Source organism: Burkholderia cenocepacia (genome assembly GCF_900446215.1).
Classification (GTDB): Bacteria; Pseudomonadota; Gammaproteobacteria; order Burkholderiales; family Burkholderiaceae; genus Burkholderia; species Burkholderia cenocepacia.
In genome coordinates this window covers 58582-84231 of the sequence record NZ_UAQZ01000007.1, presented here as the reverse complement: position 1 = coordinate 84231, position 25650 = coordinate 58582, and the positions used below count along the sequence as shown (strand labels likewise).

Here is a 25650-nt window from a genome sequence, read left to right as displayed (position 1 = left end):
CGTCGTCCCGACTGTCATCAAACTGACTGCTAGCCGCAGCTAGGATCGGACGCGGTTCCCTTACGAGATGCCGTCATGAATCAACCTGCTTCGTCCGCCCCGAACAATCCGGGCTCCGTCGCGCGCACCCGGCAGGTCGGCTATGCCGCCTTCCTGCTGGTGCTCGTGCTCGGCGCCGTCTATATCGCCACCCACCTGGTCGCCGATCTGGCGCCGGTCCGCGAAGGGACGCTGTTCCCGTACCTGCTGCTCGGCGCCGCCCTGCTGATCGCGCTGGGCTTCGAATTCGTCAACGGCTTCCACGACACCGCGAATGCGGTCGCGACCGTGATCTATACGCACTCGCTGACGCCGAACGTCGCGGTGATCTGGTCGGGCATGTGGAACTTCCTTGGCGTGATGGTCTCGAGCGGCGCCGTCGCGTTCGGCATCCTGCAGTTGCTGCCGGTCGAGCTGATCCTGCAGGTCGGCAGCGGCTCGGGCTTCGCGATGGTGTTCGCGCTGCTGATCGCCGCGATCGTGTGGAACCTCGCGACCTGGTATTTCGGGCTGCCGTCGTCGAGCTCGCATACGCTGATCGGGTCGATCATCGGCGTCGGGCTGATGAACCAGCTGATGCATGGGCCGTCCGGCACGAGCGGCGTCGACTGGGGCCAGGCGCTCGGGGTCGGCAAGTCGCTGCTGCTCTCGCCGATCGTCGGCTTCCTGTGCGCGTCGCTGCTGCTGCTCGTGCTGAAGGCGCTCGTGCGGATTCCGGAGCTGTACAAGGAGCCGCCGAAGGATCAGCCGCCGCCGTTCTGGATTCGCTGCCTGCTGATCCTCACCTGCACCGGCGTGTCGTTCGCCCACGGGTCGAACGACGGGCAGAAAGGGATGGGGCTCATCATGCTGATCCTGATCGGCACGGTGCCGACCGCGTATGCGCTGAACAAGGCCGTCACGCCCGCCGAATCGCAGACCTTCGTGGCGGTCGCGAACCAGGCGGCTGCGACGTTCGGGAAGTACACGAACGGCATCGCGCCGTCCGCGAACCCGCGTGCCGATGTCGAACATTACGTGCAGCACCGTGAACTGACACCCGCCGTGCTGCCGGCCGTCGCGCAGCTGTCCACGTCGCTCGCGACCGCCGTCGGCGCGTCGGGCTCGATGGCGGCCGTGCCGCAACGCGACGTCGACAACGTGCGCAACACGATGTACCTCGTGTCCGAGGCCATTCGCCTGATCGAGAAGTCGGGGCAACCCGCGTTCGCCGCCGCCGACAAGCTCGCGATCGACAACTACCGCAAGCAGCTCGACCACGCGACCAAGTTCATTCCGACGTGGGTGAAGGTCGCCGTCGCGATCGCGCTGGGCCTCGGCACGATGGTCGGCTGGAAGCGCATCGTCGTGACCGTCGGCGAAAAAATCGGCAAGCAGCATCTGACCTACGGACAAGGCGCATCGGCCGAACTCGTCGCGATGCTGACGATCGGTGCCGCCGACATGTACGGGCTGCCCGTGTCGACGACTCACGTGCTGTCGTCGGGCGTCGCGGGCACGATGGCGGCGAACGGTTCCGGGTTGCAATGGAGCACGGTGCGCAGCCTCGTTCTCGCGTGGGTGCTGACGCTGCCGGCGTCGATCGCACTCGCGGCGGGGCTTTACTGGTTGTTCCGGTCGCTGGCCTGATTTGTGGACGCGGCGGGTGGCGGGCGGGAGCCGGCCATCCGCCGCGATAGGCTGGATCTGGCGTTTCGCTACCTCTCCGCTTCTCCTTCTCCTCCGCCACCTCTCTGGTACCTCACCACATTCAGTGTGCCGATGCCGCAGCCCGCTTTTCGCTGTTTCATCATCCGAATTAAAGCGCAAGATCTGGAGCGTACCGGCGCATGGACGCCGCTAGACTGGGTTCATCAACTTCCATCGTGGACTCGACCGTGCGCGACTGCACGGCCCCACACCGCCGATGCCCAGAGGTACGCCCGTGAACATTGCCGATCTGCAACCTGCCGTCGAATCGCTGGACATCGCGCAACGCGTCGACGCCCTCGACTGGCCGACGGTCGAGGGCGAACTCGATCGCTACGGATGCGCGCGCGTACCGGGCCTGGTGTCGGCAAGCGAGTGCGATGCACTCGCGTCGCTCTATCCGTACGATGCACTCTATCGTTCACGTGTCGTGATGGCCCGGCACGGCTTCGGCCGCGGCGAATACAAGTATTTCGCGTATCCGTTGCCTGCGGTCATCGCCGAGCTGCGCGCGACGCTCTACCCGCATCTCGCGCCGATCGCAAATCGCTGGAACCAGGCACTCGGAGTCGACGTTCGTTATCCGAAGGAGCATGCGACGTTCCTCGATCGCTGCCATGCGGCGGGACAGACGCGACCGACGCCGCTGATCCTCCAATACGGCGCCGACGACTACAACTGTCTCCATCAGGACCTGTACGGCGAGCACGTGTTTCCGCTGCAGGTCGCGATCCTGCTGTCGGCACCGGGCCGCGATTTCAGTGGTGGGGAGTTCGTGTTGACGGAACAACGGCCCCGCATGCAGTCGCGCGCGGAAGTGGTGCCGCTGACACAAGGCGACGCCGTGATCTTCGCGGTGCACGGCCGGCCGGTGCAGGGAACCCGCGGCGTCTATCGCGTCAACTTGCGCCACGGCGTCAGCCGGATTCGAAGCGGCCATCGCCACACGATCGGCATCATCTTCCATGATGCGCAGTAGCGGGAATCGGGACGACGGCGCTACTGTCGTCCGCATATCGCATTCGGCCTTGATGCTCGTTCCGGCACCGCACGTCATTGTCCGGAGAGCGCGGCGGTCCAGCATGGTTGCCCGGCAGGCCCAAGCCCATTCGCCCGCGGTGACGGCAAACCGGTTACGCTGATCGTCAAGCGATCGCCACCGGGACGAATCGGCGCCTCGGGTGAGCGCCGAAAAACAAGCGCACTCACTGGTTGCACCGCAAATTCGATTTGCAGTCGGGCCTATCCTCGCGCTATGTTGGCCCGCAGCCGGTCGCCAGCATTGGAAGCCAGCCGTGCATAGCCCGGCAACGTCAGCAGCGCGAGCACGCCCGCCGCGACGAACGCCCAGCGGAAATCGTCGAGCACGTAGTGCATGCCGGCCGCATCGCCGCGCACCAATGCCGCTAGCCGCAGCGACAATGCGCCAAATGCGATCCCCATCCCGATCGTCATCTGCTGCGCGGCGCTCCACAGCGTGCTGGCCGCGCTCGTCTGGTGAGACGGGATATCCGCATAGGCCAGCGTCGCGAGCGTCGTGAACTGCATCGACCGCGTGAGCCCGTAGACGAATACGACGAACAGCGTGATCGCCAACGGCGTCGACGCGGTGAGCCAGCCGCATGCGATCGTGAAGATGCCGACGATCGTCACGTCGACGAGCGCGACACGCCGAAAGCCGTAACGGTCGAGGATCCACGATGTCCCCGCCTTCATCCCGAGATTGCCGAGCGCGCTCGCGAGCAGCAGCAGGCCTGACTGAAACGGCGACAGCCCGAAGCCGATCTGGAACAGCAGCGGCAGCAGGTACGGGACGGCGTTGATCGCCATCCGCGTAATCGAACCGGTGATCACCGTCACCGAGAACGTCGGCACCTTCAGCGTCGTGAAATCGAGCAGCGGATGCGCGCTGTGTCGCGCATGCAGCCACGCGGCGATGCCGAACAGCACGCTTGCGCCCACCAGGACACCCGCGCGCGTGAAGTCGACATCCTGCTGCCCGGCCGCTTCCGTGCCGATCAGCAGGCACGTCAATGCGCCACCGGCCAGTACGAAGCCGACCCAGTCGAGCGGCCGTTGCTCGTCGGCCCGCGTATTCCGGACGATCAGCCAGGTACAAACGAGTGCGGCAAGACCGAACGGGACGTTCAACAGGAAGATCCATCGCCATGACGCGTAGGTCGTGATGAAGCCGCCGATCGGCGGCCCGACGACGGGCGCGACGATGCCCGGCCACGTGATCGTCGCGATCGCGCGCATCAGTCTCGCCTTCTCGGTACTGCGCACGACGATCATCCGGCCGACCGGCACCATCATTGCCCCGCCGACACCCTGCAGCAGCCGCGCAGCCGTGAACGACATCACCCCTTCGGACAGCCCGCACAGCACCGACGCGCCGGTAAAGACGACGATCGCACTCGCGAAGACGGTACGCGAACCATAGCGGTCCGCGATCCAGCCGCTGATCGGAATGAACACCGCCAGCGCCAGCATGTACGCCGTCATCCCGAGACTCAGCGCATTCGGTCCGACGCCGAACGAGCTGGCCATTTGCGGCAGCGCAGTCGCGATCACGGTCGTGTCGAGGTACTCCATGAAGAACGTCGCGGCGACGAGATACGGCAAGAAGTCGGTCGTCCGACCACTTTGGGCGGGGCTGTCAGTCATGAACGATGCAGGAGACGGAAGGCCAAAGACGCCGACCGCCGGGGATGCAGACACGCACCGGCGAATCGGGACGAACGGCGATATTACCCCGAAGGGCTTGCTCTCCGCTCTGTCGAGCATGCCGGGCGAATGAACTTTATGCGCATAGATTTTTTATGACGATTTCGCGCTGCGCTCGCGGAGTGAGGCATTTGATGTGGCACACCGAAGCGTCGAGAGATGAAGCGAGGTCTTCGTCAGGAAGCGGTATTTATCGATCATCGTCGATCAACATCGCTCATCACCGGCCATCACAGCTATCGGCGCTGGATGTGCAGCATTAGCTGGAGCCGGCCCGAAGAGGAATAGGTCCGATTGGCAAAAGGAAGTGGCGGGAGATGCCGGACGGCACGAACAGCGAGTGTGGAACTGGCGGGCTCGGCGCTCCGATTGATTGCGTCAGCGGGGAGCCAGTGGACGTAGCCTTGGCAACGCTTCGCCGCACGATTTTTCTGGCGCACCAATGCAAAAACCCCCGCCTTTCGGGCGGGGGTTTCTGGCTTAGGGAGCCTGACGATTACCTACTTTCACACGGGAATCCGCACTATCATCGGCGTAGAGTCGTTTCACGGTCCTGTTCGGGATGGGAAGGGGTGGGACCGACTCGCTATGGTCATCAGGCAAAGAGGGTTGTTCTGCTGGCGTGGCCAACAGAACCAATCTGGGAAGAAGCAGTAATTTTGAGTTGTGTGTATCACACACGAGAATTCAACATGTCGCTTTGGATCGCGACCGGTGCTTTCGCACGGCGCCGATCTACAAGGCAGACTCGTTATAGGATCAAGCCTTACGGGCAATTAGTATCAGTTAGCTGAACGCATTACTGCGCTTACACACCTGACCTATCAACGTCCTGGTCTCGAACGACCCTTCAAGGGGATCTAGTCCCCAGGGATATCTCATCTTAAGGCGAGTTTCCCGCTTAGATGCTTTCAGCGGTTATCTCTTCCGAACATAGCTACCCGGCGATGCCACTGGCGTGACAACCGGTACACCAGAGGTTCGTCCACTCCGGTCCTCTCGTACTAGGAGCAGCCCCCTTCAAATATCCAACGCCCACGGCAGATAGGGACCAAACTGTCTCACGACGTTTTAAACCCAGCTCACGTACCTCTTTAAATGGCGAACAGCCATACCCTTGGGACCGGCTACAGCCCCAGGATGAGATGAGCCGACATCGAGGTGCCAAACACCGCCGTCGATATGAACTCTTGGGCGGTATCAGCCTGTTATCCCCAGAGTACCTTTTATCCGTTGAGCGATGGCCCTTCCATACAGAACCACCGGATCACTATGACCTGCTTTCGCACCTGCTCGACTTGTCGGTCTCGCAGTTAAGCACGCTTATGCCATTGCACTATCAGCACGATTTCCGACCGTACCTAGCGTACCTTCGTACTCCTCCGTTACGCTTTGGGAGGAGACCGCCCCAGTCAAACTGCCTACCATGCACTGTCCCCGACCCGGATCACGGGCCAAGGTTAGAACCTCAAACAAACCAGGGTGGTATTTCAAGGACGGCTCCACCGAAACTAGCGTTCCGGTTTCATAGCCTCCCACCTATCCTACACAGATCGGTTCAAAGTCCAATGCAAAGCTACAGTAAAGGTTCATGGGGTCTTTCCGTCTAGCCGCGGGTAGATTGCATCATCACAAACACTTCAACTTCGCTGAGTCTCGGGAGGAGACAGTGTGGCCATCGTTACGCCATTCGTGCAGGTCGGAACTTACCCGACAAGGAATTTCGCTACCTTAGGACCGTTATAGTTACGGCCGCCGTTTACCGGGACTTCAATCAAGAGCTTGCACCCCATCATTTAATCTTCCGGCACCGGGCAGGCGTCACACCCTATACGTCCACTTTCGTGTTTGCAGAGTGCTGTGTTTTTATTAAACAGTCGCAGCCACCAGTTTATTGCAACCCCTTCACCCTCCTGGCGCAGGCCAGTCAAGCTACAAGGGCGTACCTTATCCCGAAGTTACGGTACCAATTTGCCGAGTTCCTTCTCCCGAGTTCTCTCAAGCGCCTTAGAATACTCATCTCGCCCACCTGTGTCGGTTTGCGGTACGGTCATCGTTAGACTGAAGCTTAGAGGCTTTTCTTGGAACCACTTCCAATTGCTTCGCTCCCTAAGGAGCTCGCGCCACACCCTTGAATTACGCGCCCGGATTTGCCTAAGCGCCTTCTCCAATGCAGCGACCGGGACTTCCAACACCCGGACAACCTTCCGCGATCCGTCCCCCCATCGCATCTAACAATGGTGCAGGAATATTGACCTGCTTCCCATCAGCTACGCATTTCTGCCTCGCCTTAGGGGCCGACTCACCCTACGCCGATGAACGTTGCGTAGGAAACCTTGGGCTTACGGCGAGGGGGCCTTTCACCCCCTTTATCGCTACTCATGTCAGCATTCGCACTTCCGATACCTCCAGCACCCTTTACAAGGCACCTTCGCAGGCTTACGGAACGCTCTCCTACCATGCGAGCAAGCTCGCATCCGCAGCTTCGGTATATAGCTTAGCCCCGTTACATCTTCCGCGCAGGACGACTCGATCAGTGAGCTATTACGCTTTCTTTAAAGGGTGGCTGCTTCTAAGCCAACCTCCTGACTGTTTTAGCCTTCCCACTTCGTTTCCCACTTAGCTATATTTGGGGACCTTAGCTGGCGGTCTGGGTTGTTTCCCTCTTGACACCGGACGTTAGCACCCGATGTCTGTCTCCCGTGATTGCACTCTTCGGTATTCGGAGTTTGCTATGGCGGGGTAATCTGCAATAGACCCCCCAACCATGACAGTGCTCTACCCCCGAAGGTGAGACACGAGGCACTACCTAAATAGTTTTCGGAGAGAACCAGCTATTTCCAGGTTTGTTTAGCCTTTCACCCCTATCCACAGCTCATCCCCTAACTTTTCAACGTTAGTGGGTTCGGACCTCCAGTACGTGTTACCGCACCTTCATCCTGGCCATGGATAGATCACCTGGTTTCGGGTCTACGCCCAGCAACTGAACGCCCTATTCGGACTCGCTTTCGCTACGCCTGCCCTATACGGTTAAGCTTGCTACTGAACGTAAGTCGCTGACCCATTATACAAAAGGTACGCCGTCACCCCTTGCGAGGCTCCGACTGTTTGTATGCATGCGGTTTCAGGATCTATTTCACTCCCCTCCCGGGGTTCTTTTCGCCTTTCCCTCACGGTACTGGTTCACTATCGGTCGATCACGAGTATTTAGCCTTGGAGGATGGTCCCCCCATCTTCAGACAGGATTTCACGTGTCCCGCCCTACTTGTCGCACACCTAGTTCTTTCATACTGTTTTCGCCTACAGGGCTATCACCTGCTATGGCCGCACTTTCCAGAGCGTTCGGCTAACAATACAAATAAAGAGTGCAAGGCTCATCCCATTTCGCTCGCCACTACTTTGGGAATCTCGGTTGATTTCTTTTCCTGCGGTTACTTAGATGTTTCAGTTCACCGCGTTCGCTTCACTAGACCTATGTATTCAGTCTAGGATGACCCAAAAGGGCGGGTTTCCCCATTCGGACATCTACGGATCAAAGCTCGTTTGCCAGCTCCCCGTAGCTTTTCGCAGGCTACCGCGTCCTTCATCGCCTGTGATCGCCAAGGCATCCACCACATGCACTTGTTCGCTTGACCCTATAACGAGTCTGTCTCGTTACAGGTTGAGTTCTCGCGTTGTGCCGTATTCCAAATCGAGCCGAACAATGAAGTTCGAATCATCTTGAGATACATCGATACAATCACAACCCGGATAGTTTTCACGTCCATCTCGAGACGCTTCCGCTATCCAAATTACTTACTTCTTCCAGATTGTTAAAGAACGACAGCCGATATCTGTTGATATCCTCTGACTGGCTCAATCGCCAATGACAAAGACTCGAACAATCGTCATTCGAATGTTTGTCATTGAGGATTGGTGGAGGCAGACGGGATCGAACCGACGACCCCCTGCTTGCAAAGCAGGTGCTCTCCCAGCTGAGCTATGCCCCCATGTACAGATTTGCCTCAGGTGTACCTACCGCCAGACAATGGTGGGTCTGGTTGGATTCGAACCAACGACCCCCGCCTTATCAAGACGGTGCTCTAACCGACTGAGCTACAGACCCCTGAGTCTGTCTTTAATTTACAGCCGATAAGCGTGAGCGCTCAACTTTGCGAGATAGCTCTGGAAAGGAGGTGATCCAGCCGCACCTTCCGATACGGCTACCTTGTTACGACTTCACCCCAGTCATGAATCCTACCGTGGTGACCGTCCTCCTTGCGGTTAGACTAGCCACTTCTGGTAAAACCCACTCCCATGGTGTGACGGGCGGTGTGTACAAGACCCGGGAACGTATTCACCGCGGCATGCTGATCCGCGATTACTAGCGATTCCAGCTTCATGCACTCGAGTTGCAGAGTGCAATCCGGACTACGATCGGTTTTCTGGGATTAGCTCCCCCTCGCGGGTTGGCAACCCTCTGTTCCGACCATTGTATGACGTGTGAAGCCCTACCCATAAGGGCCATGAGGACTTGACGTCATCCCCACCTTCCTCCGGTTTGTCACCGGCAGTCTCCTTAGAGTGCTCTTGCGTAGCAACTAAGGACAAGGGTTGCGCTCGTTGCGGGACTTAACCCAACATCTCACGACACGAGCTGACGACAGCCATGCAGCACCTGTGCGCCGGTTCTCTTTCGAGCACTCCCACCTCTCAGCGGGATTCCGACCATGTCAAGGGTAGGTAAGGTTTTTCGCGTTGCATCGAATTAATCCACATCATCCACCGCTTGTGCGGGTCCCCGTCAATTCCTTTGAGTTTTAATCTTGCGACCGTACTCCCCAGGCGGTCAACTTCACGCGTTAGCTACGTTACTAAGGAAATGAATCCCCAACAACTAGTTGACATCGTTTAGGGCGTGGACTACCAGGGTATCTAATCCTGTTTGCTCCCCACGCTTTCGTGCATGAGCGTCAGTATTGGCCCAGGGGGCTGCCTTCGCCATCGGTATTCCTCCACATCTCTACGCATTTCACTGCTACACGTGGAATTCTACCCCCCTCTGCCATACTCTAGCCTGCCAGTCACCAATGCAGTTCCCAGGTTGAGCCCGGGGATTTCACATCGGTCTTAGCAAACCGCCTGCGCACGCTTTACGCCCAGTAATTCCGATTAACGCTTGCACCCTACGTATTACCGCGGCTGCTGGCACGTAGTTAGCCGGTGCTTATTCTTCCGGTACCGTCATCCCCCGACTGTATTAGAGTCAAGGATTTCTTTCCGGACAAAAGTGCTTTACAACCCGAAGGCCTTCTTCACACACGCGGCATTGCTGGATCAGGCTTTCGCCCATTGTCCAAAATTCCCCACTGCTGCCTCCCGTAGGAGTCTGGGCCGTGTCTCAGTCCCAGTGTGGCTGGTCGTCCTCTCAGACCAGCTACTGATCGTCGCCTTGGTAGGCCTTTACCCCACCAACTAGCTAATCAGCCATCGGCCAACCCTATAGCGCGAGGCCCGAAGGTCCCCCGCTTTCATCCGTGGATCGTATGCGGTATTAATCCGGCTTTCGCCGGGCTATCCCCCACTACAGGACATGTTCCGATGTATTACTCACCCGTTCGCCACTCGCCACCAGGTGCAAGCACCCGTGCTGCCGTTCGACTTGCATGTGTAAGGCATGCCGCCAGCGTTCAATCTGAGCCAGGATCAAACTCTTCAGTTCAAACCTGTTACTGTTTTCGGTTCTTTCGAACCGGTCGCTCACTCAAAGCTGACAGGAATATGAATCACTTCATAAACCTGACTTACTTTAGTGTGAGACTCTTGATACTTTTGCTATCTGATCCGAGGATCAGCTCGCTGCCATCAAGCGCCCACACTTATCGGCTGTTAATTTTTAAAGAGCATGTCTGCGAGGGATCTTGAACCCCTCAGCAGCGCTGCGTTTTCAGCAGCAGAGAAGCGAGATTATGAACCGTGTTTCGCAGCTCGTCAACAACTTTCTGAACGACTTCGTTGCGACTGCGGGGCTCAACTTCCGTACCGCCGAGGCTCGCTACCTCCGAACTCCAACGGCACTGCTTCCCTTCCTTCCGCGCCGCGTTTCCGTTAGCGCGAAAGAGGCGTGATTCTATGCAGCTCACGGCGATCGCGCAAGGGGCTTGAAGCAACTTTTTTACGAGCGCCGCAATTCGGCCGTCCGGCCATGCCTGGGCACGAGGCCGCTTATGGTGCAAAGAACGGACTAGAATGTGAGGTTCTTCGCCTCTTTCTATATACGTCTTTAATATGCGCCAGCGAATCGCCAAACGCCTCCCCCCCGATGCCGACAAACTGGTCGGTCTGTCGCTTGCGCTCTTCGCGTCGGGCAGCCGCATCGAGGATCGCTTCTGGGAAGCGAAGCTCGACGCGCTGCTCGCCAAGATCGTCCGCAACGGCAATCAGACCACGCTCGACGCCGCGCTCGACCATCTTCAGCAGAATCATCCCGACGCCTACGGCGCGCTCGCCGACATGGCCGAGACACACAGCGAGTCGATGGTGATCGACCACGACGGCCAACCGTACGATGCGCTGCTGGTCGCCGTCCCGGTGCTCGCCTGGACGCGCTATATGATTCCGTCGGGCCCACTGAAGGGCGACGTTACCGACGCGCTGCGCACGCACCTGCAGGCGCACGTGCTCGCAAACGGCACCCTCGTCGGGCTTGCTCCCTTCCTCTACAGCATCGACCAACTGCCGCGGCACCACGTGGAAACCTACCGGCTGGCCCAGCAGCTCGCGCATGCGGCGATCGGTCAGCACACCCCGAAGCTGAGCTTCGGCGACCTGCCGGAAACCTCGCCGATCCTGGCCGATCCGCGCTTCCTGCTGGCGGTCGTCGCCGCGCCGACCGGCGCGGCGCTGTTCCGTTGGCAGGAAGAAGAAAACGGCAGCCGTATCGAGCGCGGCCAGTGCCTCGAACAGTGGACGGCACAAGGCGGCCCGAACCTGTCGATCGCGCTGCCCGGCTGCGAGTTCGAATGCCTGCTTCCGGACGCGTACTACTCGGCCTGTCGCGATGCGGACGAACGCGTGCGTCCACACACCGTCCGAACGGCCATTCGTTATCTATTCGACACACTTGGTGCAGCGCCGCAGGAGTTGCGCGCGGTGGTCGCCGGCTTCGGCGAACGCCGTATCGACGAGTATCGGGTCGGCTTCACGCGGCGTGCCAGCAACGATGTGATCTACGGCGTCGTGTGGCCGCTCTACGGCCGTGAAAACGGCGACGTTTCGATCGACAGCGCGACGCTCGAAGGCGAAGCGCCGATCGAAGGGCCGCTCGAGGAAATCGTGAGCCTGCTGAAGGAATGCGGCGTAACCGACGTCCGCCGGCACGCGGGCCGCTTCGAACCCGAATACTGCGACGACTGCGGTGTGCCGCTGTACGCCGATCCGCTCGGCGAAATCGTCCATGCGGAAATGCCGGAAGACGCGTCGCCCGCGCAGCCGCATTTCCACTGACTCGCCCCCGCAGGCCCTGCAGCCTGCCCCGCCAAAAGCCGCTTCCGGTGCCTGCCGAAGCGGCTTTTTTTCTTGTCCGATGTTCTGTCGCCCAAAATTTCGAACTTTTCCTAAGCCTTTCAGCCAAGCAGACATCGTGTAAGGTCTTTGTCATTATCGGGGCCAGCTTATATCCCCCCGACAGCAGTCAATGACTCACCTTATGGAGATTGAATATGCGATTCTTGGTGCTTAACTCAGACGCCGAACGGCGTGACGGACTGAAGGCCCTGTTGCGGCAGATCGACCGGCACGCCAGCATCAACGATGCGCCTGACGGTTTCCAGGCGCGCCGGCTGCTGCGCACCCAGCGTTTCGACCTCCTCGCGATCGACTGGCTCGACGTGGGCCGGCTCAGCGAGCTTCAGGCGCTCGGCAACGCGTGCTCGCCGACACCGGTCGCCGTCCTGGTCGACGAGATCTCGCCCGAAGCCATCCAGCGTTTCTTCAACTACGGCGTCGCGGGCGTGATCCCGCATTCCACGCGGCCGCACCTTATCGTGCGCGCGCTCGAGATCGTCCTGCTGGGCGGGCACTACATTCCGCCGATCGCCCTCAGCCTGCTGCCGTCCACGGCGACGGCGCGCCACGATGCCCATTTCCAGACGCTCGCCGGCTCGCTGCCCCGCCGCCCGCCGAGCGGCCTCCTGTCGCCGCGACAAGCGCAGATCATGCGGTTCGTCCACATGGGCAGCACGAACAAGATGATCGCGCGTACGCTCGGCATCAGCGAAGGCACCGTGAAGATCCACCTCGCGAGCATCTTCCAGCAGCTTGGCGCCGCAAACCGCGCCGCCGCGGTCGCGATCTACAACGGCTGGCTGTCGCCCCATCTCGAGGTGCTGCTGGCGAACCGCAACCGCGCCCGCAAGCCGGCCATCGGCGAACACGGCCCGGTTCCGCTGCGGACACAACGGCATGACCGTCCGTACCCGTTGCCTACCGCGAATGCCGGCACGCACGATCTGCCGCTCGCCGCCGAGCCACCGGCACGGTTCCGGCGCGGACGCTAGGCAAACAGTCTCGATATTGCGACGGTCGCGCATGCGCCGGTTCCCACCTTTGATACTCAACGAGTAATATGGACGCATGGGTTTTCTTTTCACACCGCTTCCGCTCTGGGTTGGCATCGGTGGCTGGATCGCCGCCGTGGCCCTGCTCGCGCTCGCGATCTGGAATCGCCCGTTCGTACGCCTGCAAGACGCCACGCTTCAGCACGTGTGGCTCGCACTCGTCACTGCGATCACGGTCCTGTGGGCTTCGAACGCATGGCTCGAAGACGGCATCGTCATGCATCTGCTTGGCGCAACGCTGCTCGTCACGCTGTTCGACTGGACGCTCGCCCTGGTTGCGATGGGCGCCGTCACGGCGATTGCCGCGGTCATCTTCGACGCGCCGTGGCAAGGCATCGGCCTGACCTATCTGATCTACGGTGCGCTGCCTGTCGCCGTGTCGGCGTTGCTGCAACGCGCCGCGCTCGCGTGGCTGCCGCACAACCTCGCATCGTTCATCACGGGGCAGGGCTTCCTGTCGCCGGCCATCGCGATCGTCGCGGTCGCCGCTGCGGCGGCCGGTGTCCAGCTCGCGCTTGCCGACGGCGTGCCCGTCGTGATTCCGGCCGGCTATCTGCTGAACACCGCGCTGCTCGCGCTCGGCGAAGCGTGGTTCACCGGCATGGCGACGGCACTCATCGCCGTCTATCGCCCCGCGTGGGTCACGACCTTCGACGTCCGGCGCTACCGCCTCGGCGGCCCGCGCGCCTGACTTTCCCCTCCGGACCAGCTCGGCGCACACATGTGCCGGCGGCACCGTCCACGACGCGCGCCGAATACGCCACCTACTGCCGCACAACTTTTTTACGCTAAGATTGAACTCCTGTTCTTCATCGGGCATCTATACGTGCCCGATGTCTCCTTCGCTCCTCACCAATAACCAGATGGACAGCTCACCTGCCTCGCTCCGGATTTTCCGGGCGCTCGGCAAGCTGGCAGCCTGTATCGCGGGCCTGTCGCTTGCGCTTCCCGCTCCGGTATTCGCCGACCTGCTCGACCAGCGCTCCGAACTGATCAACAAATTCGTCAACGAGATGCATGCCGATCCGCTCGCCGCCGATTGTGCGGCGCACGGCAGCTTCATCGCCAGTACGTCGACGGCGTTCGATCGCGTCGACTTCGCACCGAACGCATTCGACAGCGGCAATGCGACCATCACGCCGTGGAACGACTCGTTCGACCAGGGCAAGCAGCGCGTGAAGGTCGACAACATCGTCACCGTCGATGGGCTCGGCATCCACAGCAACGGCAGCGATCCGACGCCGCTGAAATTCCGTTGCGGCTATGTCGGCCAGCAAATGCTCGCGTTCAGCTGGAACGACCCGGTCCCGCCGCTGAAGCCGCGCGTCGAACGCTCGTCGTCTTCGACGAAGAAGTTCAAGGGCAAGTCGCACCGCGGCAAAGCCAAGGCGAAGGCATCGAGCCACGCCGGCAGCAAGAAGGCCGTCGCGACGAAGAAATCCAGCGGCCAGAAGAAGGCCGTGAAGAAAAAAACCGCGAAGAAGTCCTGATACGACGGAGCGGCAACGACAGCGGCAAAAAAGCCGGCGCATCACGAGATGCGCCGGCTTTTTTCATGCGACGACGAACGGCTGCGCTTACGCGAACGTGTCGACGTGCACCAGGATCGCGGCCAGCATCGCCGCGCCGAGCGCCGCGCTGCGCTCGCCGTTCCAGCCGACGCGCTCGTCGGGCAGGTTCGCGTTGTCCTTGAACGGCATTTCGAGCGTCAACGACAGGCAGCCGAACTGATGGCCGATGTACTTCGACGCGAGCTTCAGCGCATCTTCCTTGTACTTGCTCGCCGCGTAGCCATGCTCGGTCTGGAAGTCGGGGCTGGCGACCTTGAACGCGTCGATGAACGCGGCCTGCTCCTTGCCCTGCTGCTCGGTAAAGCTCGGCAGCATCTCCGAGCCGGCGACGAACACGTACGGCAGATCCTCGTCGCCGTGAATGTCGAAGAACATGTCGCAGCCGATCGCGTGGATCGCATCGCGCACGGCCAGCACTTCGGGGCTGCGCTCGGCATCGGGCGCCATCCACTCGCGGTTCAGGTTCGCGCCGGCCGCATTGGTGCGCAGGTTACCGTGCACGCTGCCGTCCGGATTCATGTTCGGGACGATGTAAAACGTCACGCGATCGTAGAGCTTGCGCGCCACCGGATCGCCGGCCCAGTCGCCCCATCCCGCCAGCCGCTTGACCAGGCCTTCGACGAACCACTCGGCCATCGACTCGCCCGGATGCTGGCGCGCGATGATCCATACCTTCTTCTTCGGCGCATCGTCGGTTTCCGGCGTGCCGAGCGTCAGCAGCGACATCGGACGGCCTTCGACCGTGCGGCCGAGCTCGACGACGCTCGCCTGCGGCAACTGCTGGACCGCGCCGAGAAACGCCGCGTGACGCTCTTCCGAGTACGGTTCGAAATACGCGTAGTAGATGCTGTCGAACTCGGGCGTATGGTCGATGGTCATCGTCTTGCCGTCGAACGTCGTCGGCACGCGGAACCAGTCGACCCGGTCGTAGCTTGCCACCGCGTGATAGTTGCGCCAGCCCGACGGGTATGCGCATTCGGCTGCGTTCTCGAACGTCATCACGCACCGCTCGCCGCGCGCGCCCGTCAAGCGGTAGTAAAACCATTGCGCGAACTCCGACCGATTGTCGCCACGCACGCGCAGCCGGATCGCGTCGGGACGCTCGCACGACACGACGTCGATGGCGCCCGCGTCGAAATTACTGGTGATCGAAAGGGTCATCTGTCTCTCTCCGTTATCGACCGGCGTTAGCGCTTTAGCGCTTACGCCGGCCCCATGCAAAGCGGTTGACCGAAGCACGCGGTGTACCGCCTGTCCGGCCTCATGCAGGCGCCGGCCGTCTCGTGAACGGCCGGCAAGGTCACTCGCCGATGCGCCGGCGATATACGTAAGTCGAATCGTTCGACGCCGCCGCATCGAACGCATAGCCTTCGGTCGCGAATGCCTTCAGCGCCTTCGGGTCGGTGATACGGTTCTCGACGACAAAACGCGCCATCAGGCCGCGCGCGCGTTTCGCATGGAAGCTGATGATCTTGTAGCGGCCGCCCTTCCAGTCCTCGAATACCGGCGTGATGACCGGTGCGGCCAGCAGCTTCGGCTTGACCGACTTGAAGTATTCGGTCGACGCGCAGTTGACCAGCACGCGTGCGGCGCCGCTGCGCGTCTCCAACTGCTCGTTCAGCGCCCGCGTGATGCGGTCGCCCCAGAACGCATACAGATCCTTGCCGCGTGCGTTCGCGAACCGCGTACCCATCTCGAGCCGGTACGGCTGCAGCAGGTCGAGCGGACGCAGCAGCCCGTACAGGCCCGACAGCACGCGCACGTGCTGCTGCGCATAGTCGAGATCGGTGGACGACAGCGATTTTGCGTCGAAACCCTCGTAAACGTCACCGTTGAACGCCAGCACGGCCTGCTTCGCGTTGGCCGGCGTGAAGGTCGGCGACCAGTCGGCGTAGCGCTGGAAATTCAGGCGCGCGAGCGGATCGGAGATATCCATCAGCGTCGCGATGTCCTGCGGCGACAGCTTGCGCAGGCCGTGGATCAGTTCCGACGCGTCGTCGACGAATGCAGGCAACGTGTAAGACGGGACGTGCGCGGGCGTATCGTAGTCGAGGGATTTGGCGGGAGAGAGAACGATTATCATAGAGGCTCGCTGGCACGCCGTGCCTTGCGGTCAGACGAAAACCACCGATTGTAACGAATGAGCCGCTCTCTCGCCCCGCATGCCGCGCACCGCGTCGTGCTCGACTCGAACGTCTGGATCGACATCCTCGTATTCGACGACCCCGCTACGCGCCCGATCCGCGCCGCGCTGGAATGCGGCACGCTGGCCGCCGTGATCGACGGCCGCTGCCTGACCGAGCTCGAATACGTGCTCGACTATCCGCAGTTCCAGTCGCGCGCGATCGACAAGGCGGCCGCGCTCGCGACCGTCGCCCGTCTCGCGAACCTCGTCGAACCGCCGCCCGTCGACGCCGGCGCGCCGCCGCTGCCGAAGTGCAAGGACCGCGACGACCAGAAATTTCTCGAGCTTGCCCGCGCCGCGCAGGCCGACTGGCTCGTGTCGAAGGACCGCGCGCTACTGAAGCTCGCGAAACGCACCGCACGCGACTTCGGTTTCCGGATCGCGCAGCCCGCTCCCTTTACCGAGGCCTGCGCGCTCGACGCGACGCCGGCCGCCCCGACCACGCCAGCCTGACGCACACGGCCCCACCCGATTTCGACCGTATCGATGAACGCTCCTTCAGATATGCCAACGACGCCCGTTTTCCCCTCGCGCCTGCCGAACGTCGGCACGACGATCTTCACGGTCATGAGCGCGCTTGCCGCCGAAAAAGGGGCGGTGAACCTCGGCCAGGGTTTCCCGGATTTCGATTGCGATCCGCGCATCGTCGATGCGGTCTCGGCCGCGATGCGCAACGGGCACAACCAGTATCCGCCGATGGCCGGCGTCGCGCCGCTGCGCGACGCGATCGCCGACAAGATCGCGCAGGTGTACGGCCGGCGCTACGATCCGGCCAGCGAAATCACCGTGACGGCCGGCGCGACGCAGGCGCTGCTGACGGCGATCCTGTGCGCGGTGCATCCGGGCGACGAAGTAATCGTCGTCGAGCCGACCTACGACAGCTACCTGCCGTCGATCGAGCTCGCGGGCGGCAAGCCGGTGTTCGTCACGCTGGAGGCGCCCGACTATGCGATCCCGTTCGACCGCCTCGCGGCCGCGATCACGCCGAAAACGCGGATGATACTGATCAACACGCCGCACAACCCGACGGGCACCGTGTGGCGCGAGGCCGACATGCGCAAGCTCGAGGACATCGTGCGCGGCACCAACGTGCTGATCCTGTCCGACGAGGTGTACGAGCACATGGTCTACGACGGCGCGCGCCACGAGAGCGTCGCGCGCTACCCGGAACTCGCCGCGCGCAGCTTCATCGTGTCGAGCTTCGGCAAGACCTATCACGTGACGGGCTGGAAGGTCGGTTACGTCGCGGCGCCTGCCGCGCTGACCGCGGAATTCCGCAAGGTCCACCAGTTCAACGTGTTCACGGTAAACACGCCGATGCAGATCGGGCTCGCCGACTACCTGCGCGACCCGGCGCCGTACCTGTCGCTCGCGGGCTTCTATCAGCACAAGCGCGATTTCTTCCGGGCCGGCCTCGAACGCACGCGCTTCAAGCTGCTGCCGTGCACGGGCACGTACTTTCAGTGCGTCGACTACTCGGCGATCAGCGACCTGCCCGAAGCGGAATTTTCGAAGTGGCTCACGTCGGAGATCGGCGTGGCCGCCATTCCGGTGTCGGCGTTCTATCACGAGCCGCACGAATCGGGCGTCGTCCGCTTCTGCTTCGCGAAGCAGGAAAGCACGCTCGCCTCCGCGCTCGAACGGCTCGCCCGCCTGTAAGACCGCCACGGGCGGCCGCACGCCGCCCGTCAGAAACGCTTACGAACGCACGACGTTCGCCGCTTCGATATACGCCTTGCGCTCGGCTGCCACGCGTTGCGCGGCCGGGCGCTCACCCACCGTCTTCGCGTGCGCCTTCCAGTCGATGCCTGCATCGAGCAGGAAGTCGCGGCCGAATATGGCCTTCGTCGCCATGCCGATGACCGGCAGATGGACCCACGCCGCCATGTCCGCGAGGCCGAACGATTCGCCGAGCACATACGGCGAAAACCGCGTCATCTGCTTGAAGGCATCGATCGCGCGCGGCAGACGCTTCTCGACGTGCGCCTTCATCCCGTCGCTGACCTTGCCGCCGAAAAACGCTTCCGTATAGACCTCGCGCGCCATCCATTCGAGATACAGCTCGAGCGTCTCGACCAGTTCGCGCACCTTCGCGGCCGCGAACGGGCTTGTGGGCAAAATACCTTTTTCGGGATAGCGCGCCGCCAGGTATTCGACGATCACCTGCGACTCGAACAGCGCGCCCTCTTCGGTCTTCAGGAACGGAATCTTGCCGAGCGGCGAATCGGCAAGCTGCGCCGGATCGCTGATCGGCAAACCGCACACCGACTCCTCGAACGGAATGTCGTGCTCGAGCAGGACGAACTTCACCTTGTTGTAGTAGTTGGACAACGGGATACCGCACAGCTGTAGCATCGGAGTCTCCTTCCTGGCTGAAGCGCGGCCGCCTCGACGCTGGCCGCATCGGGATTCATCGCGCTGAAAAGCACGTTCGTGCTAGTCTAAAGCAAGTTTTGCGTTCGTCACGACAACATTACCGCCGCTGCGGCGACAGCGCCGCCTGTCCACGCGACACACGCGGCGTCACAGCCGCGCCATCCGATGGAGACACGCTTCCATGAGTGCTGAACTGCTGGCCTCGCGTCCGCCCGAGAGCGAATCGACGCTCGTCCTCACACTGTCCAATCCCGGCGCGCGCAACGCGCTGCATCCCGACATGTACGCGGCCGGCATCGAAGCGCTCGCCACCGCCGAGCGCGATCCGGCGATTCGCGCCGTCGTGCTGACAGGTGCCGACCGCTTCTTCTGCGCAGGCGGCAACCTGAACCGGCTGCTCGAGAATCGCTCGAAGGAGCCGTCCTTTCAGGCCGACAGCATCGATCAGCTCGCGGCGTGGGTAACGGCGATCCGCGCAGCCACGAAGCCGGTGATCGCAGCCGTCGAAGGCGCCGCGGCCGGCGCGGGCTTCTCGCTCGCGCTCGCGTGCGACCTGATCGTCGCCGCACATGATGCGAAATTCGTGATGTCGTATGCGCGCGTCGGCCTGACGCCCGACGGCGGCGGCTCGTGGTTTCTCGCCCGTGCGTTGCCGCGCGCGATCGCGGCCGAGATCCTGTTCGAAGGCAAGCCGGTTGCCGCCGAACGCCTGCATGCGCTCGGCGTCGTCAACCGGCTCGCCACGCCCGGCACGGCGCTGAGCGACGCACTGGCATGGGCCGACACGCTCGCCGGCATCTCGCCGAATGCGCTCACGCGCATCAAGTCGTTGCTCGACGACGCGACCGCGCAACCGCTGGACGCGCACCTCGGCACCGAGCGCGATCATTTCGTCGCGTCGCTGCATCATGCGGACGGGCTCGAAGGCATCACCGCCTTTCTCGAGAAGCGCCCGCCGCGCTACAAGCGCTGATCCGCCGCGTCGGCCTTCGAACCGACGCCACGCCGCCGCGTCCCTCCGATGCGGCATGTCGCCGTCGCACGCAATGCCGACGGCGATCTCCCGCCCGGCCTTGCCTGCCCGTCGGCACGCGCGTTTGCGTCGCCAGCAGCCCGTGTCGATCCATGCTCTAATGACCGCCTGTCGCGGCGCCGCCGGCGCCGTTTTCGCGCAAGCCTCACAGGAGTTGACGATGATCGACGTCTATAGCTGGGCGACCCCGAATGGCCACAAGGTGCACATCATGCTCGAGGAAACGGGCCTCGCATATCGTGCCCATCCGATCGATATCGGCGCGGGCGACCAGTTCGAGCCCGCGTTCCTGAAGATCAGCCCGAACAACAAGATCCCGGCGATCGTCGATCCGGACGGCCCCGGCGGCCAACCGATCTCGCTGTTCGAATCGGGCGCGATCCTGATCTACCTCGCGGAGAAGACCGGCAAGTTCCTGCCGACCGATCCGGCCGCACGCTATGCGACGCTCGAGTGGCTGATGTTCCAGATGGGCGGTGTCGGCCCGATGCTCGGGCAGGCGCACCACTTCCGCCTGTATGCGCCGGAGAAGATCGAGTATGCGGTCAACCGCTACACGAACGAAGCGAAGCGCCTGTACAACGTGATGGAAAAGCGCCTCGGCGAATCCGAGTATCTCGCGGGCGACACGTACACGATCGCGGACATTGCGACGTTCCCGTGGACACGTTCGTGGCAGAACCAGGGCATCGTGCTCGACGCCTTGCCGAACGTGAAGCGCTGGCACGAGGCGATCGCCGCGCGACCGGCCGTGCAGCGCGGCGTCGAGGTGCTCGCGTCGATGCGCAAGCCGCTGCAGGACGACAAGGCGCGCGAGGTGCTGTTCGGCGCGACGCAATACGCGAAGCACTGACCCGCACGCGGCGGGCGGAGCGGCATCCGTGCATGCCGCTCCGTGCCTCAGAAGTAATGCAGCGTGATGAACTCCGCCGCGCACACCGGCAGCGGCGCGTCGGGGCGCTCGACCTGCACCGATACGGACCACGTCACCTGAATGCCGCCACGCGCAGCGTCGGCGGTTTCCTTCACCGCGAACAGCGCACGCACGCGCGCACCGACCGGCACCGGCTTCAAAAACCGCACGCGGTTCAGCCCGTAGTTCACGCCCATCTTCTGCTCGAAGCGCATCGCGTCGGTCATCAACGCGGGAATCAGCGACAGCGTCAGGAACCCGTGCGCGATCGGTCCGCCGAACGGCGACTCGCGCCGCGCGCGCTCGGGGTCGACGTGAATCCATTGATGGTCGTCGGTCGCGTCGGCGAAACCGTCGACGCGCGGCTGGTCGATCTCGATCCAGCCGCTCGCGAGCGGCTCCGCGCCGACCCGCGCCTGCAGCGCCTGCGCCGATGCGATCAGCGGCAAGGTCACGTCGGTCATATCTTCGCGCCTCCCGGATGGCGCAGCCCGAAAATCACCTTGGTGTGCACGGTGATCACCGTCTCGCCGGCTTCGTTCACGCCGACCCATTCCGTCGATACGATGCCGCGATCGGGCTTGCTCTCCGACACGCGCTTGTCGTGCACCTTCTGGTACATCGTGATCGTGTCGCCGGCGCGCACCGGCTTCAGCCAGCGAATCGAATCGATGCCGGGCGAGCCCATGCTGGTCGAATCCGGTCCGAGCTTCTGGATCAGCAGGCTCATGAACACCGAGCACGTATGCCAACCGCTCGCGACGAGGCCGCCGAAATGCGACGCCTTCCCCGCTTCCTCGTCGAGATGGAACGGCTGCGGATCGTAGCGCTTCGCGAACGCCTTGATGTCGTCAGGCTCGAACGTATAGCGGCCCACTTCGGTGGTACTGCCGACCACCAGATCTTCGTAACTGATGCCCACTGATAAGTCTCCTTGTCTCGCGCGCTCGCGCGTCGCCATCATGCTACGTCGGTCTGCGCGAAATCGGGCAGCGCCGCGATGCGGGCGAGGTGATGATCGGTATCGCCGAGTGTCGTCTCGATGATCGACAGCCGTTTGAACAGGTGCGCGGCGGCCACCTCGTTGGTCACGCCCATGCCGCCGTGCAGCTGGACCGCCTGCTGGCCGACGAAGCGTGCGGCCGACCCGACCCGCGCCTTCGCGGCCGACACGGCCTTGCGCCGCGCATCGGCGTCGCCGTTCGCGTAGCGCACCGCCGCGAGATAGGTCAGCGAACGCGCCTGCTCGGCATGGATCAGCATGTCGACCATTCGGTGCTGCAGCGCCTGAAAACGCGCGATCGGCACGCCGAACTGCTCGCGCGTCTTCGTGTATTCGACCGTCGCGCGATTGAGTTCGTCGAGCGCGCCGACCGCTTCCGCGCACAGCAGGAAAGTCGCGTAATCGGCAATCTGCTCGAGTGCCGCCGCGTCGCGCGCGCCACCCGTCAGCAATCGGGCCGGCGTGTCATCGAAGGAGATCGTCGCGGCACGCTGGCCATCGATGGTCCGGTAGTCGACCACCTTCGTGTTCGCTGCATCGTGTTCGACGACAAAGAGGCCGATGCCGCCGCCGTCGACCCGCGCAGGCACGATCCACGCATGCGCCTGGGCGCCGTGCTGAACCACCGACTTGGCGCCGGTCAGCCGGTACGTGTCGCCCTGCTCGCGCGCATGCGTGTCGAGTGCGTACAGGTCGTAGCGCGCTCGCGGTTCGTGGAACGCGACCGCCACGCGCTTGTGCCCCTGCGCGACCGCCTCCAGCAACGCGGCATCTTCGCCTGCGCCGGAGCCGGCGATCCGCAACGCCTCGACGCCGACTGCCGTGGCCCAGTACGGCTCGATCACGAGTGCGCGGCCGAGCTCCTGCATCACGACCAGCATGTCGACCGGGCCGCCGCCGAAGCCGCCCTGCGCGTCCGGCACGGGCAACGCGGTCAACCCGAGTTCGGTGAATGCGCTCCATTGCGCGTCCGATACGCCGGCATCGCTGCGCACGATCGCCTGGCGCGCTTCGAAACCGTATTGCTCGCCGAGATACCGGCGCAGCGCGTCGGCGAACTGCTGCTGCTCATCGGTAAAGCTGAAATCCATGGTTGTCTCCGTTCCGTGATCACAGCCCCAGAATCATCTGCGCGATGATGTTCTTCTGGATCTCGTTCGAACCGCCGTAGATCGACGTCTTCCGGTAATTGAAGTAGTACGCGGCGAGCGGCGCCGCATCGTCGTCGCCCGCGATGCTGTGCTCGCGCTCGCCGTCGAGGAACGGCACGTCGAACGGTGCGGCCAGCGGACCGATCGCCTCGACCATCAGCTCGGTGAGCGCCTGCTGCACCTCGGTGCCCTTGATCTTCAGCATCGATGCTTCGGGGCCGGGCCCCTTGCCGCTCGTCTCGCGGCTGACGACGCGCAGCACCGTCACCTCGAGCGCCATCAGCTCGACTTCGAGCGCCGCGACCTTCGCGGCGAACACGGGATCGGCGAGCAGCGGCTTGCCGTTCTTGCGCTGGTTCGATGCGACACGCTTCAGGAACGCGAGCTCCCGCTTCGACGCACCGACGCGCGCGATGCCGGTGCGCTCGTGGCCCAGCAGGTATTTCGCGTAGGTCCAGCCGCGGTTCTCGTCGCCGACGAGGTTCTCGACCGGCACCTTCACGTCCTCGAAGAACACCTCGTTGACCTCGTGGTCTTCGTCGAGCATCACGATCGGACGCACCGTGATGCCGGGCGTCTTCATGTCGATCAGCAGGAACGAGATACCCTCCTGCTTCTTCGCGGCCGGATCGGTGCGCACGAGGCAGAACATCATGTCGGCGTACTGGCCGAGCGTGGTCCAGGTCTTCTGGCCGTTGACGACGTAGTGATCGCCGTGGCGCTCGGCGCGCGTGCGCAGCGACGCGAGGTCGGATCCGGAACCCGGCTCCGAGTAACCCTGACACCACCAGTCCGAGCCGTCGAGAATACGCGGCAGATAGTGGCGCTTCTGCGCTTCGCTGCCGTATTTCATCAAAACCGGCGCGACCATCGACACCCCGAACGGCAGCACGGTCGGCGCACCGATCCGCGCGCATTCCTCGTCCCAGATGTGTCGCTGCGTCGCGTTCCAGCCCGGGCCACCATATTCGACCGGCCATGCGGGTGCGGACCAGCCGCGCTGGCCGAGAATCCGGTGCCAGCTCGCGAAATCCTCGCGGTCGAGTCGTTTGTGATCGAGTACCTTGGCGCGCAGAGCATGAGGCAGGTGGGCCTCGAGCCAGGCGCGGACGTCAACGCGGAACGCGTCGTCGGCGGGGGAATAGTCCAGATCCATGCGCAGTGTCTCCTGACCGCGGCCGTCCGGCCCGGCCAGGACTCACTGCATACGTCATTGCAGCGGTTCTTTCAGCGCGGCAGGAATCGGCAGCGGCATCACGTCGATGCCTTCTTCGACCAAGGATTGCGCGTCTTCCGGCGTCGTGACGCCACGAATGCTGCGTGCGGGCGCCTCGTTGTAATGGATGCGCCGCGCTTCCTCGGCGAAGCGCTCGCCCACGTTCTCGGTCTTCTCCAGCACCTCGCGCAGCGCGCGCATCACCTGCGCCTGCAGCGCACGCGGATCGGCCGGCCGGGCCTGCGTCGCCCCCGACAGATTCAGGCGCGGCGCCGACGGCAGACGGTTGACCTCGGTCGTCCCGCACACCGGACATTCGACCAGCTTGCGGGACAACTGCGCTTCGAATTCATCGGCGGAAGCGAACCAGCCTTCGAACCGATGACCGTGCGGACACTGTAAATCGAGGACCTTCATGCTGAATCAGGGCGTGTGACGAGTGTAGCGCAAAAAGCGATTTTGTGAACGATCGTGCTAAATTCCGATCGCGCGGCACGGGTGCGCCGCGTCACCAGATTGTAACGCGGTGCCCCGCTCGCCGCTGACGCTGCACTCAGGGCGTGACGACCGGGCCGAGCGGCCACGTGCCGGACAGCACCTTGTCGAGCCACATCGTGCCGATGATCGTCTTCACGTCGGAGATCTGGCCCGTGCGCACCCATTCCTGCAGGTCGGCCAGCGTCGCGGTAAAGGTTTCGAGGAATTCGCCTTCGTCGAGCTTGCGCTCGCCGGCCGTCAGCCCGCGCGCGAGGTACAGGTCGATGAATTCGGTCGAATAGGAAATGATCGGGTGAATGCGGGCGAGGAACACGTATTCGCGTGCCGTGTAGCCGGTTTCCTCGCGCAGTTCGCGCACCGCGCACGCGAGCGCGCCTTCGTTCGGGTCGAGCTTGCCGGCCGGGAATTCGGCCATCACCTTGCCGATCGGATAGCGATACTGGCTTTCCATCAATACGCGGCCGTCGTCGAACAGCGGGATCACCATCACCGCGCCCGGGTGCTGCACGTACTCGCGCGTGGCCTTCTTGCCGTCCGGCAGACGGACGGTATCGCGCTTGAGCTTGAGGAACGCGCCGTCGAAGATTGCCTCGCTCTCGAGGCAGGTTTCGGTCAGTGCGGCGTCGTGATTGGGTAGTTCGGCCATCGGCGG

20 protein-coding genes, 2 tRNA genes and 3 rRNA genes are annotated in these 25650 nt (G+C 62.7%); 10 read left to right on the top strand and 15 right to left on the bottom strand.

Annotated elements, in window-relative coordinates; genetic code table 11:
• The first annotated feature begins 75 nt into the window (after positions 1-75).
• Together DTA15_RS14400 and DTA15_RS14395 are read left to right on the top strand one after the other, a co-directional pair.
• Positions 76-1668, top strand: coding sequence for an inorganic phosphate transporter (locus DTA15_RS14400; RefSeq protein WP_006488499.1), 1593 nt, complete (start codon positions 76-78; stop codon positions 1666-1668).
• Between the two features lie 277 nt (positions 1669-1945).
• Positions 1946-2707 carry a 2OG-Fe(II) oxygenase gene (locus DTA15_RS14395; protein WP_012493568.1) on the top strand — a complete coding sequence of 254 codons (762 nt, stop codon included), beginning with the start codon at positions 1946-1948 and terminating at the stop codon, positions 2705-2707.
• A gap of 263 nt (positions 2708-2970) precedes the next feature.
• Here the strand turns inward: DTA15_RS14395 and DTA15_RS14390 are convergent, their stop codons facing one another.
• The 6 genes from DTA15_RS14390 to DTA15_RS14360 form a co-directional block, all read right to left on the bottom strand.
• Complete coding sequence (locus DTA15_RS14390) at positions 2971-4395, bottom strand: DHA2 family efflux MFS transporter permease subunit (RefSeq protein ID WP_012493569.1); 1425 nt, start codon at positions 4393-4395, stop codon at positions 2971-2973.
• A 547-nt stretch (positions 4396-4942) separates the two neighbouring features.
• A 5S ribosomal RNA gene (rrf, locus tag DTA15_RS14385) occupies positions 4943-5055 on the bottom strand.
• A gap of 155 nt (positions 5056-5210) precedes the next feature.
• Positions 5211-8090, bottom strand: a 23S ribosomal RNA gene (locus DTA15_RS14380).
• A gap of 278 nt (positions 8091-8368) precedes the next feature.
• Positions 8369-8444: transfer RNA gene (locus DTA15_RS14370), tRNA-Ala, on the bottom strand.
• A 39-nt stretch (positions 8445-8483) separates the two neighbouring features.
• Positions 8484-8560, bottom strand: a tRNA-Ile gene (locus DTA15_RS14365).
• Positions 8561-8623: 63 nt separating this feature from the next.
• A 16S ribosomal RNA gene (locus DTA15_RS14360) occupies positions 8624-10156 on the bottom strand.
• The 16S, 23S and 5S rRNA genes sit together here with 2 tRNA genes alongside, the layout of an rRNA operon.
• 566 nt (positions 10157-10722) lie before the next feature.
• On the opposite strand from DTA15_RS14360, the gene DTA15_RS14350 reads away from it, so the two are divergent.
• From DTA15_RS14350 to DTA15_RS14335, 4 genes are all read left to right on the top strand, one after another.
• The gene (locus tag DTA15_RS14350) at positions 10723-11940 is read left to right on the top strand and encodes a DUF2863 family protein (protein WP_006484868.1); all 1218 of its coding nucleotides are present in this window, start codon (positions 10723-10725) and stop codon (positions 11938-11940) included.
• A gap of 215 nt (positions 11941-12155) precedes the next feature.
• The gene (locus DTA15_RS14345; RefSeq protein WP_006496994.1) at positions 12156-12992 is read left to right on the top strand and encodes a response regulator transcription factor; all 837 of its coding nucleotides are present in this window, start codon (positions 12156-12158) and stop codon (positions 12990-12992) included.
• A gap of 76 nt (positions 12993-13068) precedes the next feature.
• A complete protein-coding gene (locus DTA15_RS14340) occupies positions 13069-13743 on the top strand; it encodes an energy-coupling factor ABC transporter permease (protein ID WP_006484865.1) in 675 nt (224 codons plus the stop codon).
• Between the two features lie 142 nt (positions 13744-13885).
• Positions 13886-14542, top strand: a complete 657-nt coding sequence (locus tag DTA15_RS14335) for a BspC domain-containing protein (protein WP_012492731.1) — start codon at positions 13886-13888, stop codon at positions 14540-14542.
• An 87-nt stretch (positions 14543-14629) separates the two neighbouring features.
• Here DTA15_RS14335 and DTA15_RS14330 read toward each other — a convergent pair whose 3' ends face one another.
• On the bottom strand, positions 14630-15784 hold the full coding sequence (locus DTA15_RS14330) for a M14 family metallopeptidase (RefSeq protein ID WP_006484873.1): 1155 nt from the start codon (positions 15782-15784) through the stop codon (positions 14630-14632).
• A gap of 139 nt (positions 15785-15923) precedes the next feature.
• Positions 15924-16706: a peroxide stress protein YaaA gene (yaaA, locus tag DTA15_RS14325; protein WP_006484893.1), complete on the bottom strand. Its 783-nt coding sequence runs from the start codon at positions 16704-16706 to the stop codon at positions 15924-15926.
• Positions 16707-16763: 57 nt separating this feature from the next.
• On the opposite strand from yaaA, the gene DTA15_RS14320 reads away from it, so the two are divergent.
• Together DTA15_RS14320 and DTA15_RS14315 are read left to right on the top strand one after the other, a co-directional pair.
• Complete coding sequence (locus DTA15_RS14320; RefSeq protein WP_006484880.1) at positions 16764-17261, top strand: putative toxin-antitoxin system toxin component, PIN family; 498 nt, start codon at positions 16764-16766, stop codon at positions 17259-17261.
• Between the two features lie 33 nt (positions 17262-17294).
• On the top strand, positions 17295-18467 hold the full coding sequence (locus DTA15_RS14315) for a pyridoxal phosphate-dependent aminotransferase (protein ID WP_020979891.1): 1173 nt from the start codon (positions 17295-17297) through the stop codon (positions 18465-18467).
• 39 nt (positions 18468-18506) lie between these two features.
• Here DTA15_RS14315 and DTA15_RS14310 read toward each other — a convergent pair whose 3' ends face one another.
• Positions 18507-19163: a glutathione S-transferase family protein gene (locus DTA15_RS14310; RefSeq protein ID WP_006484897.1), complete on the bottom strand. Its 657-nt coding sequence runs from the start codon at positions 19161-19163 to the stop codon at positions 18507-18509.
• Positions 19164-19365: 202 nt separating this feature from the next.
• Between DTA15_RS14310 and DTA15_RS14305 the strand changes: the two genes are divergently transcribed.
• A complete protein-coding gene (locus DTA15_RS14305; protein WP_006484890.1) occupies positions 19366-20157 on the top strand; it encodes an oxepin-CoA hydrolase, alternative type in 792 nt (263 codons plus the stop codon).
• 220 nt (positions 20158-20377) lie between these two features.
• The gene (locus tag DTA15_RS14300) at positions 20378-21070 is read left to right on the top strand and encodes a glutathione binding-like protein (RefSeq protein WP_006484871.1); all 693 of its coding nucleotides are present in this window, start codon (positions 20378-20380) and stop codon (positions 21068-21070) included.
• A gap of 47 nt (positions 21071-21117) precedes the next feature.
• Here the strand turns inward: DTA15_RS14300 and DTA15_RS14295 are convergent, their stop codons facing one another.
• The 6 genes from DTA15_RS14295 to DTA15_RS14270 form a co-directional block, all read right to left on the bottom strand.
• Positions 21118-21594 carry a MaoC family dehydratase gene (locus DTA15_RS14295; protein ID WP_006484891.1) on the bottom strand — a complete coding sequence of 159 codons (477 nt, stop codon included), beginning with the start codon at positions 21592-21594 and terminating at the stop codon, positions 21118-21120.
• Positions 21591-22052: a MaoC family dehydratase gene (locus DTA15_RS14290; protein WP_006484884.1), complete on the bottom strand. Its 462-nt coding sequence runs from the start codon at positions 22050-22052 to the stop codon at positions 21591-21593. The genes DTA15_RS14295 and DTA15_RS14290 overlap by 4 nt, the downstream gene beginning before the upstream one ends.
• A 38-nt stretch (positions 22053-22090) precedes the next feature.
• A complete protein-coding gene (locus DTA15_RS14285) occupies positions 22091-23224 on the bottom strand; it encodes an acyl-CoA dehydrogenase family protein (RefSeq protein WP_006484899.1) in 1134 nt (377 codons plus the stop codon).
• Positions 23225-23243: 19 nt separating this feature from the next.
• Positions 23244-24440 (bottom strand): acyl-CoA dehydrogenase family protein, encoded by a 1197-nt coding sequence (locus tag DTA15_RS14280; protein ID WP_006484866.1) that lies wholly within the window; start codon positions 24438-24440, stop codon positions 23244-23246.
• A gap of 54 nt (positions 24441-24494) precedes the next feature.
• Positions 24495-24917, bottom strand: a complete 423-nt coding sequence (locus tag DTA15_RS14275; protein ID WP_006484892.1) for a DUF1178 family protein — start codon at positions 24915-24917, stop codon at positions 24495-24497.
• A 136-nt stretch (positions 24918-25053) separates the two neighbouring features.
• Positions 25054-25644 carry an NUDIX domain-containing protein gene (locus tag DTA15_RS14270; RefSeq protein WP_006484889.1) on the bottom strand — a complete coding sequence of 197 codons (591 nt, stop codon included), beginning with the start codon at positions 25642-25644 and terminating at the stop codon, positions 25054-25056.
• Positions 25645-25650: the final 6 nt, after the last annotated feature.